The sequence below is a fragment of the Allomuricauda sp. R78024 genome (assembly GCF_044596045.1).
Lineage (GTDB): Bacteria > Bacteroidota > Bacteroidia > Flavobacteriales > Flavobacteriaceae > Flagellimonas.
Window position 1 is genome coordinate 88643 of the sequence record NZ_CP138995.1, and the last position, 18905, is coordinate 107547.

Consider the following 18905-nt stretch of genomic DNA (forward strand, 5'->3'; position numbering starts at 1 on the left):
GTCTTTAATGGTTTTATCACTTAACCGCGACATACTCCGAAGGAGAACAACCAAAGTACTGCTTAAAACAGGTAGAAAAATAAGCTGGTTGATTAAACCCAACGGTGTATCCTATCTCTGATATGTTTACGCCACCATCCTTTAAAAGTTGAGCTGCAAGTTTAAGACGTTGGGCTCTAATAAATTCTGTGGTGGAAAACCCCGTAAGGGCTTTTAATTTCCTATGTAAATGCATTCGACTTAACCCAATCTGATCCGAAAACACTTTTGCACTAAAATCTGGATCTGTTAATTGGTCATCAAGTATAATTTGAATTCTTTTAAGCAATTGAGCATCTATAGATGTCAGTTCAATTTCGTGGGGCTTAAGAAACACTTGTTGACTGAATTTTTCCTGAATGGCGGTTCTGGAAGCAATCAATTTTTCAATAACTACTCTTAATTTTTCCTCCTTAAAAGGTTTTATCATATAAGCATCAGCCCCAGTTTTAAGTCCAGCTAGTTCATCTTCTTCAGCAGATTTGGCTGTCAGTAGAACAATTGGGATATGAGAGGTTCGCTCATCCGCTTTTAGGCTGTTACTTAAATAAATTCCATCTTCTACAGGCATCATAATATCAGAAACTATTAAATCTGGTATTGTCTCAAATGCCACATCCACTCCTTCTTTTCCATTTTCTGCCTGCAGTACACGATAATCGTTTTTCAATAATGATTGTATAAAAAGTCTGATCTCTTCATTATCATCAACTATTAGTAGCAACGGCAGGGATTCATCATTAGATTGTACTTCTTCCTGCGGTTGGGGAATGATTTCTGTATTGATTTCGGTTCTAGACTTTTCTAAAAGATCACTTGCCGAGGCTAATTCTTCTTTAGTAAATGCATTCTTGGATATGGGTAAAGTCACACTAAACCTTAAAGTTCCCGGACTAGGTTTATCTGCCTTAACTTCTCCATGAGATAAATGGGACAACTCCTTTACCAAAGATAACCCTATGCCGAAACCTTGATTGATCGAGCTATTCTGATAGAAACGATCAAACAACTTAGGTAATTCTTTTTCGGTCAAGTTTTCATTTTCGTTGATAACATTAATCCGCACCTCATCGTTAACAACCTCTGTTTTAAAATCAATGTTACCATTTTTACCGCTGTATTTAAGTGCGTTTGACAGGAGGTTTCCCACGATTTTTTCTACCAAATCTCGATCAAACCAAGCTTCGTCAGGAAGATTAATGTCAGTATTAAAGGTTAGGTTTTTACGAGCAGATTGGTAACTGAAAGGCTCAACAAGATGTTTAAGAAATAAATCCAGATTTCCTTTTGATAATTTTAGTTTTCTACGTCCAGCCTCAATCTTGGACAAATCCAAAAGCTGATCGACCAAACTCAACAATCTATTTGCATTTCGTTGAATTAAACCCAAGTCTGTTTTATCATCAGATGATAATCGTTCTTTTGACAATTGATGTGCTACCGGCCCAGAGATAAGGGTAAGAGGGGTACGAAATTCATGGGAAATATTTGCAAAAAACCTAGATTTGGCAGCCTCCAACTGCCTAAGCTTATCATTTGTACGCTTCTTGTTCCGAAAAAGAATAAATAAAGCAATAACCGCGAGCCCCAATATTAATATGCCCGCAATAAAAAGACTTTTCTCATTTTTAGATTTTTGATTTTCCAATTCCGCTTGTGAAGTAAGCAACTCTATTTCCTGTTCCTTTTTTTCTGTTTGGTATTTCTTCTCTAGTTCTTCAACCACCAAATGATTTTGATACCTTCTGATACTATCCTCTAAAACGGCTCTTTTTTCATAGGCTTCAACGGCTGCCTCAAAATCCTTCATTTTCGTATAAGTAGCTATCAAACCTTTATATGCCGCCAAAACATTAAGTCCCTCTGATTTGTTATTCTCTAAACCACTTCCTATTTCAATTGTTTTATTATAGTGCGATATTGCTTTACGATATTCTTTTCTGGCACTATAAAGGTCGCCCAATGCCGTATTATTGGTAGCCAAAAATGTAATCCGTTGCGCGTCTTCTGAAAGCACATTACTTTTTAAAAGATATTCTTCAGCTTTCTCTATATCTTCCTCCAAATAACAGCTGCCCAGTCTCATGTATATTTCTGCAAGCATGTTGGCATCCTCATATTCCTCATAAAAGTCTTTTGCCCTTAACAAATGTTGTATTGATGTTTTACAATTACCCTGAAGTTCATAATGAATGCCCAAAGCCGCTTCTCCATAATGTACTCCTTCTTCATGTCCTAATTTTTGGTACACCTCAATACTCTTTTTCATGTACCTTACTGCACGTGAGTCTTTAAGTTCTGAATAAATGAGACCAATATTAGAGTATGCCGCAGCCAAGGATTTATCTAAGCTATTTTGGGCAGTGTAGATAGAATCCAATTTTAGGTAATAGGATAGTGCTTCAGGGTATTGTGTGAATTGAAAACTTCTATTTCCAAGTGCTACGTATATAGAGGATAGCAGACGCCAATCGTCTGTCTCCTTAGCACTTGCCAAAGCTTTATTGATGAATTTTAGAGAAAGGGAATCATTTCGCCAAACATCATAAATAATAGATATTTTTTTATAATTATCAGCCATGTAGGCTTTATTTCCCAATTTTTCTGCTATGCTAGCAGCTGCTTTGATGTAAAAAAAAGCACTATCTAAATCTGACTTTGCAAAATAGAACCTTCCGCTTTGGGAATTATAAAAATAGCTCCCCTCTTGATAAGAATTTTTTATGGAAACCTCTCCAATACGCTTGCGATAAAAGTCGGCAGAATCCAAAGAAGTATACAAATACAACTCAAAGAGTTCATTTGTAATCTCAACGGTTTCTGCCGGCCCTATCTTTTGTTTTAGAAGTCTCTTTAACGAATCTATTTGCAGAGTTTCCTGGCTCCAACTCAAGGAATACAACAAGAAGGTAATTAAAAAGCAAAGGTTGGTTTTCATACTGCTTAGTGAGGTTACTCCAAAAAGATACAAAATTTGATTTTTCATCACGTAAATAGAAACATCTTAAAAATCCAATTTGTTTTTATATCCCTCTAAACAGGTATACTGCAAATTTTAACGTTGCCAATATATCAACCTTGTGTTTTATCAAGTATAATGATATCTCCACTTGAGTCTGTTAGTGATAACTCACTTGCAGTAATACTATTAATAGTTGCTGAAATAACATCAGAACCAAACGTAATTTCCAAAGACGAACCACTTAAGGTATAAGTAGCCGTGGCAGTTTCTTCTAACTCACAAGTCCCCAAATTTTCTTCAAAGTTTTCCTGTACTATTGAACCATCATCATTAAATTTAAGGGAGCCATTTTTTTCACAGGCTGAAAAATCATCAGGTGTTTTTGATTCTAGATACCATTTGCCCGAAGTCAGTAAATTTTCTGTTTTCTGCGTTTCCGATAAATCGTCATCATCATTATTATCGCTGCAGGCGAACGACAAAAATAAAAGGCCTAGAATACTAATTGTTTTTATTGTTTTCATAATATATTTCTTAATGGTTATGTTTTGAATTATCTCCTTGCGGTAAAGGTTCTTTTCTTGTCTGTAAACCTGTGCAATGTGGTCTTATCATTCCCTCTTTTATAGTAATTTCCTATGGCTTCTCCTCCTTTACGTGCTTCTATTCGTATGGCGTTGAGATTCCAATTATCCCCTCCAGAACCTCCCCTAAATGTAGTTTGCAGCACTACTTGCGAGATTTCCGATAAATTGAAGATGTTATTATTAAGGGTAACATCTACCGAGTTTAAACTTTTGTCTGGCCATCGCGTTCCTTTATTTACATTGTTCACAACTTGCTTTCTTCCATTCCTATAATGAACCACAATATTCAGATTGTCATTACCCCCTCTTAAATCGTCATCACCTGTTCGTAGCCACAATCTTAGTTTATCGATTTTTTTTCTACTAATAGAGGGACGTTTACCTCCAGTCCCACCAGTTCTAGGGTTCGATGTAGTATGGGCAATTGTTGGAGGATTGGGATTGATAAGTGCTCTAAAAACTTTGTCTTTCCCCGTAAAGCGTTTTAGCGGAGCACCCAATTTTTCATAAATGCGTTTGTTCACATTATGTCCCCTAGCATTGATTTTCAATCCATTTAAATTGAAATTATCATTCCTAGATATGGTATTCAATTGTACTGATTTTATCTTATTTGAAGCAACAGGGGTCTTAAGAGGAATTGTGATATACTGGGAATAATTATCTATCCATTTGTTTCCTTTGTTAACATTATATACTCTTTGGGGAGCTATACCATGATAATTGATAGTAAGGTTCAGGTTGTCATTGCCCCCTCGCAAATCGTCTCTTCCCACGGCAAATTCAAACACAAGCTCATGTATTTTTCTGTCATTTGGATAATCTGTAAGTGAGATTCTTGCTGGAGATTTAGCACGATAGTTTCTATCAACAAAATAAGTTCGCCACCTCTTTTTGGGATTTTCTAGGTAATAAAATGTTTCCTCTTCAAAGTTGGGAACCATGGTTTTTATGCTCCCTTTAAAGTTTGGATCATAAACATAAATTTTCATTTTACGTTTATAACTGCCATTGGCAATATCTTGTGCTGAGCCAAAATCGTAACCAATGGCCAATATCTGATGGTTGCCCGGGTCTGACTCCTTCTCTCCCACACTTTGCATTCCTAAAGGCACAGGAATACCGCGGTCTATATAAGAGCGTAATTCATTAATTCTACTGCCTCTTTTATTCTCAATGCCCCAATTGAAAAACTCACTGTTGCGAGCGCCGTCAGGATTAAAACCAAGTTCGCCCCATTTATCTAGGTTAGAAGTAAGCGATGTCACTTGGCGATCATACAAGTAGCGTTGCAAGGGACTTCCTTCTGTAGGCCTATAAGCAGTTTTAGGGATTGATCTACCCCGAGTATTGTAATAATCCAAAGCTGAGTATACCATACCTCCACATAACCCTCCCGTTCTCCAATCCAGAGCGTCTACAAAAATGTTCTTAAAGGTATTATTGAATTTGAATCCATGTTGTTCAGGTTTAAACGAGGTCATCTTTTTAGTTTGACCTATGCCTTGAAACCCAAACACAATTGATGTAAATATTATAATGAGATTTTTCATCCGATCTATTTTTTTGGTTTTGGTTATTAATCTGGAAGGTTGTAAAATGCTTTTACAGCTTCATAATCGTTGTAGTCCAATGCTGATTTTCCACTTACATTTATATTGCCCGGGATTATGACATAGCGGAGTCGATTATAGATAATGCCCTCAAACTGCCCAAACGTATCCCTGGTTTCAAAATCTCGATCATATCTTCTAATGGTTATCCATACATCGCCGGATGTACCTCTAACATTCATTGATCTTGAAATATTTAAAGCCCCAGTAATTGTACTATATGAATTCCAAGGAACAAGAAATGTAGATCCGTTATTGGTAATCCAATAAAAGAGAATTACACCATCATCATAATTCTGCCCAAATTCAGGATCCGTAACTATCATTCGCTTAGCTCTTGGAGCATCAAATTCATTCCAATCAGGAAAGAACCAATCGGAATAGATTACATTGGCATTGCCATCCTCTCCATCTGCACCTTGTATTCCTTGCTCTCCTTGAACCCCTTGTTCTCCCTGAATTCCTTGAGACCCATTTTCACCTGAAGCACCTTGGGGTCCTTGTGGCCCAACAGCGCCATCCTCTGCGGAGCATCCTCCCAACCCAATCAATAAAGCGAGTAATAACAATTTTGAAATTCCATTCAATTTTTTCATAATTAGTGTTTTAACATTAACAATTATAGATTAATGGGGGAGTTTCCTACTATTTATTGTTCTACTCGGAAATAGAACAATCACAGAACAGGGTAAAAGTAGTCTGAGGTGTTTTGGGTCTTTATTTGATATGTAACATAAGCTTTCGTATATGTAACATGCGTCAATTTTACAGGCGTTGGAAACCAGAATAATTTTGTAAAACGTTTGGCCTACTTAGATTATGGAAGAGTTCTCAAAAGTATTGAGTGCCTTTTTATTTACCGTTGTTATTATTATTTACTATGCATGATTAGCATATTTTTAATAAAAAACTTAGTTTTAGTGCAATTAAAACATAATCCCATGGGTAAATTTGAAATAAAGAAAGACAAATCTGGACAGTTCAGATTTAATTTAAAAGCTAACAACGGCCAAGTTATTTTAAGTAGCGAGGCATATACTACCAAGCCTGCTTGCGAAAACGGTATTGCGTCTGTAAGAACCAATTCTCAAGATGACAACAGGTTCGACAAAAAAACTGCAAAAGACGGTAGTCCTTACTTTAACTTAAAAGCTTCTAACGGACAAGTTATTGGAGCAAGTGAAATGTACTCCAGCGTATCTGCCATGGAGAATGGGGTTGCTTCTGTAAAAAGTAACGCTCCCGATGCTTCGGTTGAGGACAATTCATAAATGTTTTATAACATCTGTTATACCATATCTGATATAAAAAACAAAACGGCCCAATAGGGCCGTTTTCTATTTATAAAATTTACATGTAACCAAGCTAATTAAAGACTAATTCATCCAAGAAAATAAAACTATTGCCTCCAGGTTCAATATGCCAATCAGGATTCTTCAATGGACTTTCAACAAAAAGCTTCACCTTTTTTAGTGAAATAGGATCAAAGGCAATATTGTAAGCCATGCGTTCAATATCAATGCTAGGTTCTGGCTTTGGCAGTTTTATGGTCTTTATTTTTCTAAAATTATTCCCATCTGTTGAACCCCAAACGGTATAGCCTACAGGAAAGAAAATCCAACTAGTTGGTATCGAAAGACTCCCTACGGAGATATTCGATACTGTGGTCTGTTCTTTAAATTCTATGGTTGCAGTCATATGCTGACTTTCATATCCCACCCAATTACCGTCAACAAAATTAGTTGTTCCTCGTTTTAGATCCATAAGTGTTTTACCACCTTGAGCTTTATATTTTGGATGTGGGGTTCCAGCTAATGTGATATTACTGACTTCCACCTGGTTTTTTAAGAAATGTGCCGTACTTACCAAACTAGGCTCCCAATTGTCAGAAGTGGCATATGTTTTTAAAGTAGAAGTTTCTGTAAGATAAAATGGCTCTGAATATTCCTTTGGTATAGTGTCGTTTTTTGAATTTTCTGTTATGTAATACACCTTGGCTCCTTCAAAATATTGCTCAATGGATACTTTTACAGAGTCCTTAAAAATTTCTTGGTCCGCAAGGATGGTGGGCGGAGTCAAGGTACTTGATGCAAAAACACTATCTGCTACCTGACTTTGTACCAAAATTGCTTCATTCTGTTTCTGAAACTCAGAAAGCCCATCTTTGGTCATTTTGGTTTGCCATACATAAAGGCTTTTTAAATTGGGCAAAGCTGTAAATGCGCTAAGAGCTGAATCATCTAGCTCCGAACCATAAAGATTTAGCGATTCTAGAAATTCGAAACCACTGAGCATGGGCACAATTGCATTGGTTATTTCCGTATTCTGCAACTGAAGCTTGGTAAGGTGTTTAAACTGTTTTAGTTGCTTGGCCAATTCATCGGTTAAATTGGTATGCCCTAAATTGATTTCGACAATATTATCCCTATATGGTTTAAGCAGATCAAAGTCCTCCTCGCTAAGATCTTTACGCTTTAAAAAATTAACGGATAATAGGGGAACTTCTTCTGAAGCCAATTGTGCAGAAATATTATTTTGAGATAAGGTGCTGATGAACTCCAAAGGTACAATATCCACTTTTTCGGCAATCAACGCTTTTACAGAAGTATCCTTTTCCAATGAGGCCAATACCGCGTCCAATTTTTCATCAGAATGTAAATTCTTTACCACACAATCAAAACAATTCTCGTTCTTCATCCACCAATTCAATAAAAGCACTTCTTCAGCAGTAAGTTGTACTTTCCCTTTTGGTGGCATATGTTCTTTATCAGCAATAGGAAGATGAAGACGATGCATTAGCAAAGACATCTTTTCTTGTTCTAACGAATCGAGAAGTGATCCTGAATCTCCACCTGCCAATAGTTCCTTTTTTGAGGTAAGCAACAATCCGCCTTTGGCCTTCCCGCTATTATGGCAACTAACGCATTTTTGTTGAAAAATAGGTTGAATAACATCGGAGAAAACAGCTGCTTGTTCTATATCTTCTATTACAGGTTCCTCATAAGCTTCCTCAAATAAAAAGTCTTCGCCATGAGTAAGACTTCCGCCAAAATGCCCTGTCAACGTCAAAAGAATCAACACTAAAACAAAAACTGGAAAATATGATTTTTTAGCTAAGCTACTAACAGATTTTTTGAGGAAAAACAGTAACAAAGCTCCTACAGAAAAAGCTACAGCAATCCACCTGTGTCTAGAAAGTAGCTCTTCATCATATCCTCCATTATCACCCAACAGCCAGCCAGACCCTATAGAAAATAATGCGCTCAAAGCACCAATGCCCAAAGCAAATAGAATGGTCCCATTATCTTTTGGAGCCGGTTTTTTATAGTAATAGAGCTCCATTAAGAATGCCAAGACCAAAATCCCTATGGGCAAATGGACAAATAAGGGATGTAAATTTCCTAACTGCATTATTAGCTTTTATTTATTCAACAATAATCTCATCTACAAATACCCAGGGCAGCGTTCCTTTACCTTGATGCCAATCAGGGATTTCCTTTAAAGATGAAATGGTTATGGTCAATTCGTTATATTTCTCTTTTTGAACAGGAATCTCAATAAAATCCATTGTTTTGCTTTTCGCTTCAGCACTACTCTCCAATTCAATAGCTCCAATGTCTCCCTTTGCAGATTTAATACTGATGGATGCAGGTGAAAAAATCCATGACCCTTGATCTTGTAGCACACTTACAATTACATTTTCCACGAACGTGGGTTCTGGGAAATTAAGGTCAACAACAATTTCATTTTCCTGAAAACCTAACCATTTTCCTCCATTTCTGAAGTTGACGGTTCCTTTAAGGCCATCAATCAAGGAATTTGCCCCGCTTCCCTTATAATTTTCATTCGGTTCTGGGCTAATATTTACTTTAGCCTTTGAAATATCTTTGCTCATTTTTCGGACAACCAACTCTTGTTCATCGCTTGGTTTAAAATCCTCATGAAAAGCCTTTACCTTTAAATGGGTTGTAGCCTTTAATTTTAAAGGCGATTTGTAACGGGGAGAATTTTCTGTGACACCGCTTCTATCCGTTGTATATCGAAGAATTGTATTGTCATAAGCCAAATCTATGTTCATCAATGCTGAGTTTCTAAAAAGTAAAGAATCCACATGCACCATTGGAGGTGCCAACTGAATAGCAGATTCATTTAAAAAAACAGGCTTTTTAGATTGGCAAGATGCTATTGTGCAACTGAAAACGAACATCAAAGTTGTTCCTTTCACAATCTTACTAAAAGTACCAATTGCTCTCGTTAAGTTGAAAACGAAAACCGTCATACTCGATATAGTTTTATAGGATAGGTAGCTGAGGAATTCCATTGGGCAACATAAATGTTTTCATCTTCATCAATACAGACATCATGAGGGTGTCTAAAAATCTTTAAAGCTTGATGCATGGGATTTAGACTATCATTTTCATATTCGGGAATACTTCCTCCAGGAGCAGAAATCAATTTATTGTTTTCATCCAATATTGAAATAAAGCCAGTGTTCTCAGACCCATCTCCAGACCATATGGTAGCCAGATAAATATGCTTATTGTGTATTACCGGCCTGCATATATATGCTCCGGGCAAATCGATTGAATTGAGATAGGTTCCATCCAATGAGAAACGCTTTAATTTGTTCTGTTGGCGTGCGGTGATCAACAAGGTTGGGTTTTTTGCGTCACGATCGTCAATACAAATACCATGTGCATTATTGAAAAGGTGGTCTTCATCACCTCTACCACCGAATATGTTTTTTATGTTTCCTTTGGCATCATAGTGCGTTATGAATTGAGCACCATACCCATCCGTAACATAGATATCCCCATTTTCCGCAATGACAGTTTCAGTTGGAATATATGCTTCCTTTTTTTGATACTTTCCACTTTCTTTTGGGAATGGAAAAACCTGAATTACTTTCCCATCCAATGTCGTTTTAATAACCTCGTGCCTATCATTATCAGAGATGTATAGAAACTCTGTTCCATTTTCATCATGAATGGTTAATCCATGTGCACCAGGATATTCATTTCCCCAGGTATCCAATAATTTTCCAGACTTATCATAGATGAGAACATTATTTTTGGTGTGATTGGTCAACAAGATAATTCTTCCCTTAGCATCTTGCACCATCTCATGACAGTCCTTCACTGGAAAGTTCTTACTATTAAGTTTTCCCCAGTTTAGGTCTATCTTATATTGGTGACTTCCATGACCAATAATTGCTTCTTTTAAAGTGTTTTCCGAAAATGACATAGTCCCTATGGATGCTAAACCTAAAGAGGCCAAGCCTCCTTTTTCAATAAACCCTCTCCTATTCATCATGCTAATATATCCTTTACCAAGTGTCCTTCAACATCAGTAAGTCTAAATCTTCGCCCTTGATATTTATAGGTAAGTCTTTCATGGTCAATCCCTAACAAATGGAGTAATGTTGCCTGAAAATCATGAACATGAACAGGATTATTAACTATATTATAACCAAACTCATCTGTTTCACCATATACAAATCCTGGCTTAATGCCGCCGCCTGCCATCCACATGGTAAAACATCTTGGATGATGATCTCTTCCATAATTGGTATCGGTCAATAGCCCTTGCGAGTAATTGGTCCTTCCAAATTCACCTCCCCATACGACCAATGTGTCTTCTAGCATTCCCCTTTGTTTAAGGTCAGCCACAAGTGCCGCGGAAGCTTGATCTACATCTTTTGCTTGTTTTTCAATAGCAGAAGGCAAATTATCATGCTGATCCCAGCCCATATGGTATAATTGAATAAAACGAACATCTTGCTCCGCTAACCTTCTTGCCAGCAAACAATTGGCGGCATAAGTACCCGGTATTTTAGCATCAGCTCCATACATTTTATAAATGTAATCTGGTTCGTTCTCCGTATTCATTACTTCTGGAACAGACGTTTGCATTCTATAGGCCATTTCATATTGGGCTATCCTACTCTGTATTTCATCATCCCCAAATTCCTGATACTGTTTTTCATTGAGGGCTGCTAAATTATCCAATATAGAGCGTTTGGTTTCTTTGGATATGCCTTTAGGGTCGTTTAAATAAAGAACAGGGTCTTTTGCAGCCCTGAACTGCACCCCTTGATGTAATGAATGAAGAAAACCATTGCCCCACAATCTGGTGTACAATGGCTGCCCATTTGGTCTTCCCGTACCCCTTGATAATAATACTGTGAATGAAGGTAGGTTTTCATTTTCACTTCCTAGTCCGTAGCTTAACCAAGAACCTATACTGGGCCTACCAGGTTGCTGTGAACCAGTTTGAAAAAAAGTAACAGCTGGATCATGGTTAATTGCTTCGGTATACATCGATTTTACAATGCATAGCTCATCAACCATTTTCGCAGTGTAGGGTAATAAATCACTAATCCATGTTCCATTTTTACCATACTGCTGAAAGCCAAAATTTGAACCTACCAAAGGAAACTTGTCTTGCCCTGATGTCATTCCCGTCAAACGTTGTCCATTACGAATCGATTCTGGCAAATCCTCACCTCGTCTTTGGTTAAGCAGTGGTTTGTAATCAAAAAGTTCTAATTGTGAAGGTCCTCCACTTTGAAATAGATATATGACACGTTTTATTTTTGCGGGATGATGAGGGGAATTAAGAATCCCTTTTATTCCCATTGGATTATCCGCTTTTGTAATCAGGCTACCTTCTTTTTGATAAAAATTACAATCAAGAAGAGAACCTAATGCCATTCCACCAACTCCCAAGGCAGACTTTCCAAGGAAAGACCTCCTGTTCATATTGATGGCATTATCCCCTATTATTTTCTTTTCACTCATATTATCCTCTTGAGATGGTTTCGTCTAAATTTAATATTGTATGCGCTGTTAAGGCCAATGCTGCAAGATGGTTTGAAGCGGTGTCCGTATCCATAGAAAATTCCCCTATAGATAAATATTCATCTGTAATAACTTCGCCAGTCTCTATCTTTTCAAGTGCATCCAAATAAAGTTCATACAAGATTTTCAATTCTTCCTCATTTGGTTTTCTAGAAGTAGCATTTTGAAAAACATATTGTATTTGATTCATTGGTTCCTTGCCACTTGTGTCTATGGCTTTATGAGCCAATGCTCTGGCTGCCTCAATAAGCTGTGGGTCATTTAAAAGTACAAGGGCCTGTAAAGGAGTGTTCGTTTCTTGGCGCTGAACGGCACAAAGATCTCTTGAAGAGGCATCAAACGTCATCATACTGGGCGGCGGAACTGTTCGTTTCCAAAAAGTATATAAACTTTTTCTGTACAAATCTTTGCCTTCACTCTGAACATAAGTTGAAGTACTTCCCCCTCCCCCTCCAGTGGTCTCTTCCCAAATACCATCTGGCTGATAAGGTTTTACGCTTGGTCCACCAACCTCCTCATTCAGTAATCCACTAATTTTTAATGCTTGGTCCCTAATCATCTCAGCACTCAATCTTAATCTAGAAGCTCTTGCCAAATAGGTGTTTTCGGGATCTAACTCCTGCATTTCTTCTATAATATGACTGCTCTGCTGATAGGTAGAAGAGAGTACCATATATTTAATAATTTGCTTAACATCCCAACCTTCTTTCATGAACTTAACAGCCAAAAAATCCAATAATTCTGGATGAGATGGCAATGCTCCTTGGTTTCCGAAATCGTACGAACTTTCCACTAAACCTTTTCCAAACATTCTTTGCCAAATACGATTTACAGCAACGCGGGCTGTTAATGGATTTTCTTCATGAAACAACCATTTGGAAAGTCCCAATCTGTTCTTTGGAAATTCTTCGGGAAATGGTAAAATCGCTTCTGGTGTTGAAGGAAAGACTTGTTCTGAAGGTTGATCGTAGACCCCTCTGTTCAAAACAAAAGTTTCTCTCTGACCGGGCATATCTTTCATAACCATTACTTCCACCTTTGCCTCTGGGCTTTTAGTCATGTTCACAAAATTCAATACCCCTTCCATATCCTCTTTTGAAACCGTTATATATGGTTTTGGTATTTCTTGGGCATTTGCCATAAGCCCCTTCTCATCTATGTTATTAAAAAACCCGAAAAGTTGGAAATGTTCTTTTTGGCTCAAAGGATCATATTTATGATCATGGCAGCGAGCACATTCCATCGTCATACCTAAAAAGGCAGTACTAAACGTGTTGGTTCTGTCTTCTACATATTCTATGCGATATTCCTCCGGGATGACCCCACCTTCCGCTGTTATTTTATGGTTTCTGTTAAAGCCCGTAGCCAAAATGGATTCTTTAGTGGCATTGGAAAGCATATCTCCCGCCAACTGATAGGTCACGAATTCGTCATAAGGCATATTCTTTTCAAAAGCATGGATTACCCAATCTCGCCAAGGCCACATAGTACGTTCAAAATCATCTTGATAGCCATGAGTATCTGCATATCTTGCGACATCCATCCAGTCTGCTGCCATATATTCTGCATAAGCTGCAGTATTTAGCAAGGAGTCCACAACTTTCTCATAAGCGTTTTGAGCGTTATCTTTTAAGAAAGCATTGACCTGATCCACACTTGGAGGTAATCCAGCAATACTAAAAAATGCGCGACGGATAAGCTGCTCTTTGGTTGCTTTTTTTGAAGGCATAAATCCTTTGAGATTCAATTTTTCTTGAACAAACTTATCTATCTCGTTTTGACTCCATTCATCATTCTCAATTACTGGTACTGCTGGGCTAACTGGTGGCACAAATGCCCAATGTTTCTTGTATTCTGCACCTTGTTCTACCCATTTTTTAAGTAACTCCTTTTCATAATCAGATAATGAAAGGTTTGACTCCGGTGGAGGCATTTTAAGAGCTGGATCTTCTTGAAAAATCCGTTTTATCAACTCGCTTTTTTCTAAATCTCCAGGAACAATTGCATATCTATCCTTATCCTCACCAATTGCAGCATAAGCATCTTCAGGCTTATTTAAGGAAAGACCTCCCTCAACAGCATTTTTATCTGGCCCATGACATGCAAAGCATCTATCAGAAAGAATTGGTTTTATATGAAATGAGAAATCAATACTATCTGGAATTTGCCCTACGGACTGCTCTTGGGATATGGTTGCATACTCTCCTTTTTTACTCTGACAACTTATTACAAAAAAAGATAGGATAACGAAATATGCAGCTAGGAGCATCTTCTTTCTTAATGTCCTGATGGAAGGCATATAATTATGATTTTGATTGTTGCTTTTGAAGCTAATTAGATAACTGGAAATGCACTTAAAAAATTCGACCAATGGCAAAGCAGAAAGGACTAATGAAGTTGTATTAATATATTCAAATTAGAATTCATTGGATAATTGAAAAACTGCAAAAAACCCAAGTTTATTAGATTAAGAGATTCAATTGAAAAACAAGTTTGACAAAAAACATAAAAAAAGAAAAGCCCGAACCACTCTTACATTAACCTTACCCCTATGTAATTGAATCGTTTAAAATACGACTTTTAGCATCGTTTAAGTAGCTTCTCCCAATGGTATATCTGATACCATCAACTTCGAGACTATTGCCTTCAATAGCCTCAACTTTGTCTATGGCAATAGTGTAAGATCTGTGGATTCTTAAAAATTTATCAGAGGGTAACTCATCCGTAAAACTACCTAAGGTCTTGTGGATGATATATTTTGCCGATGTGGTTTTAATCCGAATGTAGTCTTTAAGACTTTCCACAACAACAATTTCATCCAGAAAAATCTTTTGTAATTTCTTTTTGTCTACTTTGACGAAAATACTTGGCTTTTCGTTTGTTGACTGGCTACCAGTATTGGATGCTCCTTGTTTTAAACTTATAATACGGTTTACAGTTTTCAGAAATCTTGGGAAAGGAATAGGTTTTACGAGATAATCTATAACTTCAAGTTCAAAGCTCTTTAATGCATATTCCTCATGTGCAGTTGTAATAACAATCATTGGAGATACGTGTAACGATTCCAAAAAATTGAGTCCATCTAAAATGGGCATGTTGATATCCAAGAAAATAATGTCAACCTCATTTTCTTGTAGAAACGATGTAGCGTCTATAGCGTTTGAAAAAGTATTGACAAGTTGCAGTTGTTTTATCTGTTCAGCATAATTCTTCAATACATTAATTGCCAATGGCTCATCATCAATAATAATAACTCTTAAGGCCGTCATACTTTTAGTTTTAAGTCTACATGAAACATATTCTCCTTCTCAAAAATAGAAAGGTCATAATCCTTTGGATCATAACCTAATTCCAAACGTTTCTTTACATTGGACAATCCTATGCCCCCACCTCTGGTTGCCACTTTGCTATCCATGTCATTTTTAGGAATTGTGTTGGATACATTAAAATACAAAAAATCATCTGCAACATTAATATCTATGGTAATATGCATGTCGCCAATATTTTTACTTGCCCCATGTTTAAAGCAGTTTTCAATTAGCGGAACAAGTAGCATTGGTGCAATCATCTTATTTTCCAGATCTCCCGAAATTCCAATGTCAATCTGCAATGAGTCATTAAAACGTATTCGTTCTAAGTCTATATAATTTTGAATACAGTCTATTTCACTTTTTAAATCTTGCTTTCTTTTTCTTGTAGCGTAGAGTAAATAACGCATCAGTCCAGAAAGTTTTAAAATGACTTCTGGTGCTTTATCCGACTTTTCAAGCGTAAGCGAATAAATATTGTTTAAGGTATTAAAGAAGAAATGCGGAGAAACTTGTGACCTTAAAAATTTAAGCTCGGTTGTCAACTGTCTTTTTTCAAGATCATGAAACTTACTGTTTTCTCGCAACCAATCCACTGTAATTTTTATGGCAGTAGCAAAAGATACCACGTATAGTTCCCCAAGCATGGTCTGAATGGCATAATTTAAGGTTAAGCCTTCTCCTGCTATTTCGGCCGGTCCTTCTGGCCATACATTTGTGCTCACCAAATAATAAGTAAGGTTGTATTTTACAAGCAACATTATAAATAGAGACAGTAATACAATGGTAGTATAGGTAATGTACTTTCTTCTGTAAACATACTTGGGCATTAAAAAATAAACATTGAAATAAGAAAGCGCTATATGAATTGGGAAACCTATCAAGTTAGTTTTAATGGAATATTCAAAATCATCATGCATACTTCCCCAACGCAATGTATTGAGCCCAAAATAAATTGCCCAAAAAATGATATGGTGCATATAAGTAATGCGATACGGTTGTGGAGATTCAGCTTTTAATAGCTCATCCAATTTATCATTTATGTACATGGATTTCGATGTATTTTGTTTGTACGGTATTTCTGCTGTTTAGCTTTTGGCGCAGGTTGTTGGTCTAATTTTATTCTTCCTCAAAATAAAATTGCAAATATTTAGGAATACAATTGCACAACCAAATACGACCATTGACTTTATCTACACTACTCCCTTATTACCATAAGAAAACCAAATATATTTTGAGGAAAAGTATAAAAAATATCAATATTAATATAATTAGCAGATGAGCAAATTCTCTTTTCCTTTCTTTTTGATAGCACTCCTTATAGGCTCATCATGCAAAGAAGAAAGACAAAATGACACTGCTGAAAATTTTACTGAATTTGTAAATCCTTTTATCGGCACCGGTGCCCATGGCCATACTTTTCCTGGTGCCACCGCCCCTTTTGGAATGGTGCAACCCAGTCCAGATAATGGCACTACAGGTTGGGATTGGTGTTCAGGCTACCATATTACAGACTCTATTATTTCTGGCTTTGGACAATTACACCTTAGTGGTACAGGAATAGGTGATTTGGCAGATTTGTTGTTAATGCCAACAAACAAAACTCTGGACGTATCCTTATTTGGTACCAGAAGAGATAGTTTGCCATATACCTCTCGCTTTTCCCATTCCAGTGAAATTGCTTCTCCAGGATATTATAAGGTTGATTTGGAAAACAATAATATTCAAGTAGAACTTACCGCCAATGAATACGTGTCTTTCCATAAGTATACCTATCAAAACGATAACGTTCCTTCTTTTGTTCTTGACCTAGGCTATGCGGTAAATTGGGATACTCCAACGGAAAGCTCCATTGCATTGGAAAGTGAAACCCAAATTGTGGGATACAGGCACAGCACAGGTTGGGCAAAAAACCAAAAAGTATTCTTTGTAGTAGAAACCTCTGAGCCAATTATAAACGCTCATTTTATGTCCAATAGTGAAACTCCGGATAGTAGAAGTGAAGCAAAAGGAACAAAAACAGGAGGGCAATTCTTTTTTAACAAAGATTCAACAAAGATTGTTGAGATAAAAGTCGCGGTTTCTTCTGTAAGTATTGCAAATGCGAAGGAAAATCTGACCCGTCATGGTAGTACTATTTCTTTTGATGAAGTAAAAAGTCAAACAAATAACAAATGGGAAGAATTATTATCCAAAATTAAGATAGAGACGCCTCAAGATTCTTTAAAGACCATTTTTTATACTGCCTTATATCACACTCAGATAGCTCCGGTACTCTTTAGTGATGTTAATGGTGAATTCCGATTGCAAAATGACAGTATTGATCATACCCAAAATTGGAATGCCTATTCAACCCTCTCATTATGGGACACATTTAGGGCAGAAAATCCATTGCTGAATATTTTGCAACCAGAAAAGGCGAATGATATAGTACAGTCTATGCTTGCCTATTATGATGAGCAGGGTAGATTACCTGTATGGACTTTATATGGAAACGAAACGAACACTATGACTGGAAACCATGGAGTATCAGTTATAGTAGATACGTATCTGAAAGGAATACGAGGGTACGATGTTGATAAAGCATACGAGGCTGTTCGTAACACAATGATGGGAGAGATTCGAGGGCTAGCCCCTTATAAAGAATACGGATATATTCCTTATACAGAGCTGGATGAGTCAGTTACAATAAGTCTTGAATTTGCCTATAATGATTGGTGTGTCGCCCAAATGGCCAAGGATTTAGGAAAAGAGGAGGATTATCAATATTTCAGCAATCGTTCTAATGCATATAAATATCTTTTTGATACAGACACTGGATTTATGAGAGGTAAATCCGTAGATGGGAAAAGTTGGAACGAGCCATTTGATCCTAAATTTTCAAGTCATAGGGAACATACGGATTATACAGAAGGTAATGCTTGGCAGCACAGTTGGTTTGTTTTGCATGATGTTCCCGGTTTTATAGAATTGCATGGGGGGAATCAAGCTTTCACTAAAAAACTGGAACAACTTTTCACAGAGAGTTCAGAGATTTCAGGAGAAAATGTTTCCGCAGATATTTCGGGGTTAATTGGTCAGTATGCGCATGGTAATGAACCAAGCCACCATATTGCCTACATGTTCAATAGTGCAAAAGAGCCTTGGAAAACTCAATATTGGGTAAGACAAATATTAGATACGCAATACACCGCACAACCTGAGGGATTAAGTGGAAATGAAGATTGTGGACAAATGTCGGCATGGTATGTTTTCAGCTCATTAGGGCTTTATCCCATGAATCCGGCCTCTGCACAATACGAGTTTGGCAGCCCTCTTTTTGAAAAGGCTACCATCTCAATATCCGACACAAAGAATTTTATCATTTTAGCAGAGAATACCTCTCCAGTCAACAAATACATTCAAGCGGTTAAACTAAATGGAGAATCGTTGCAACGCACCTACATCACACATACGGAATTAATGGCAGGTGGCACTTTGAAATTTGAAATGGGTCCTGATCCCAATAAAAATTGGGGTATTTAAATATGACCAGT

At 37.0% G+C, this 18905-nt stretch carries 13 protein-coding genes; 2 read left to right on the forward strand and 11 right to left on the reverse strand.

The features are described 5' to 3' along the window. Positions 1-16: 16 nt before the first annotated feature. From SJY44_RS00425 to SJY44_RS00440, 4 genes are all read right to left on the reverse strand, one after another. Entirely contained in the window at positions 17-2977 is a 2961-nt protein-coding gene (locus SJY44_RS00425) for a response regulator (protein WP_396590806.1), read from the reverse strand. A 134-nt stretch (positions 2978-3111) separates the two neighbouring features. After that, complete coding sequence (locus tag SJY44_RS00430; RefSeq protein ID WP_396590807.1) at positions 3112-3525, reverse strand: lipocalin family protein; 414 nt, start codon at positions 3523-3525, stop codon at positions 3112-3114. A gap of 29 nt (positions 3526-3554) precedes the next feature. After that, on the reverse strand, positions 3555-5072 hold the full coding sequence (locus tag SJY44_RS00435; RefSeq protein ID WP_396590808.1) for a hypothetical protein: 1518 nt from the start codon (positions 5070-5072) through the stop codon (positions 3555-3557). Between the two features lie 95 nt (positions 5073-5167). Beyond that, complete coding sequence (locus SJY44_RS00440; RefSeq protein ID WP_299169021.1) at positions 5168-5797, reverse strand: hypothetical protein; 630 nt, start codon at positions 5795-5797, stop codon at positions 5168-5170. Positions 5798-6142: 345 nt separating this feature from the next. On the opposite strand from SJY44_RS00440, the gene SJY44_RS00445 reads away from it, so the two are divergent. Then, a complete protein-coding gene (locus SJY44_RS00445) occupies positions 6143-6472 on the forward strand; it encodes a YegP family protein (RefSeq protein WP_298929948.1) in 330 nt (109 codons plus the stop codon). A gap of 94 nt (positions 6473-6566) precedes the next feature. Here SJY44_RS00445 and SJY44_RS00450 read toward each other — a convergent pair whose 3' ends face one another. The 7 genes from SJY44_RS00450 to SJY44_RS00480 all read right to left on the reverse strand — a co-directional run bounded on the left by SJY44_RS00450 (position 6567) and on the right by SJY44_RS00480 (position 16418). Next, the gene (locus SJY44_RS00450; protein WP_396590809.1) at positions 6567-8612 is read right to left on the reverse strand and encodes a c-type cytochrome domain-containing protein; all 2046 of its coding nucleotides are present in this window, start codon (positions 8610-8612) and stop codon (positions 6567-6569) included. A gap of 13 nt (positions 8613-8625) precedes the next feature. Then, positions 8626-9480: a chitobiase/beta-hexosaminidase C-terminal domain-containing protein gene (locus SJY44_RS00455; protein ID WP_396590810.1), complete on the reverse strand. Its 855-nt coding sequence runs from the start codon at positions 9478-9480 to the stop codon at positions 8626-8628. After that, positions 9477-10514, reverse strand: a complete 1038-nt coding sequence (locus SJY44_RS00460) for a 6-bladed beta-propeller (protein WP_396590811.1) — start codon at positions 10512-10514, stop codon at positions 9477-9479. Before SJY44_RS00460 ends, SJY44_RS00455 begins: the two co-directional genes overlap by 4 nt. After that, on the reverse strand, positions 10511-12001 hold the full coding sequence (locus SJY44_RS00465; protein ID WP_396590812.1) for a DUF1501 domain-containing protein: 1491 nt from the start codon (positions 11999-12001) through the stop codon (positions 10511-10513). Before SJY44_RS00465 ends, SJY44_RS00460 begins: the two co-directional genes overlap by 4 nt. Position 12002: 1 nt before the next feature. Continuing rightward, entirely contained in the window at positions 12003-14360 is a 2358-nt protein-coding gene (locus tag SJY44_RS00470; RefSeq protein WP_396590813.1) for a PSD1 and planctomycete cytochrome C domain-containing protein, read from the reverse strand. Between the two features lie 250 nt (positions 14361-14610). Next, a complete protein-coding gene (locus SJY44_RS00475) occupies positions 14611-15330 on the reverse strand; it encodes a response regulator transcription factor (protein WP_298929963.1) in 720 nt (239 codons plus the stop codon). Beyond that, positions 15327-16418 carry a histidine kinase gene (locus tag SJY44_RS00480; RefSeq protein WP_298929967.1) on the reverse strand — a complete coding sequence of 364 codons (1092 nt, stop codon included), beginning with the start codon at positions 16416-16418 and terminating at the stop codon, positions 15327-15329. The genes SJY44_RS00475 and SJY44_RS00480 overlap by 4 nt, the downstream gene beginning before the upstream one ends. Before the next feature lie 229 nt (positions 16419-16647). Here SJY44_RS00480 and SJY44_RS00485 point away from each other — a divergent pair, with 229 nt between their 5' ends. Then, entirely contained in the window at positions 16648-18894 is a 2247-nt protein-coding gene (locus SJY44_RS00485) for a GH92 family glycosyl hydrolase (protein ID WP_396590814.1), read from the forward strand. The last annotated feature ends 11 nt before the right edge of the window (positions 18895-18905 follow it).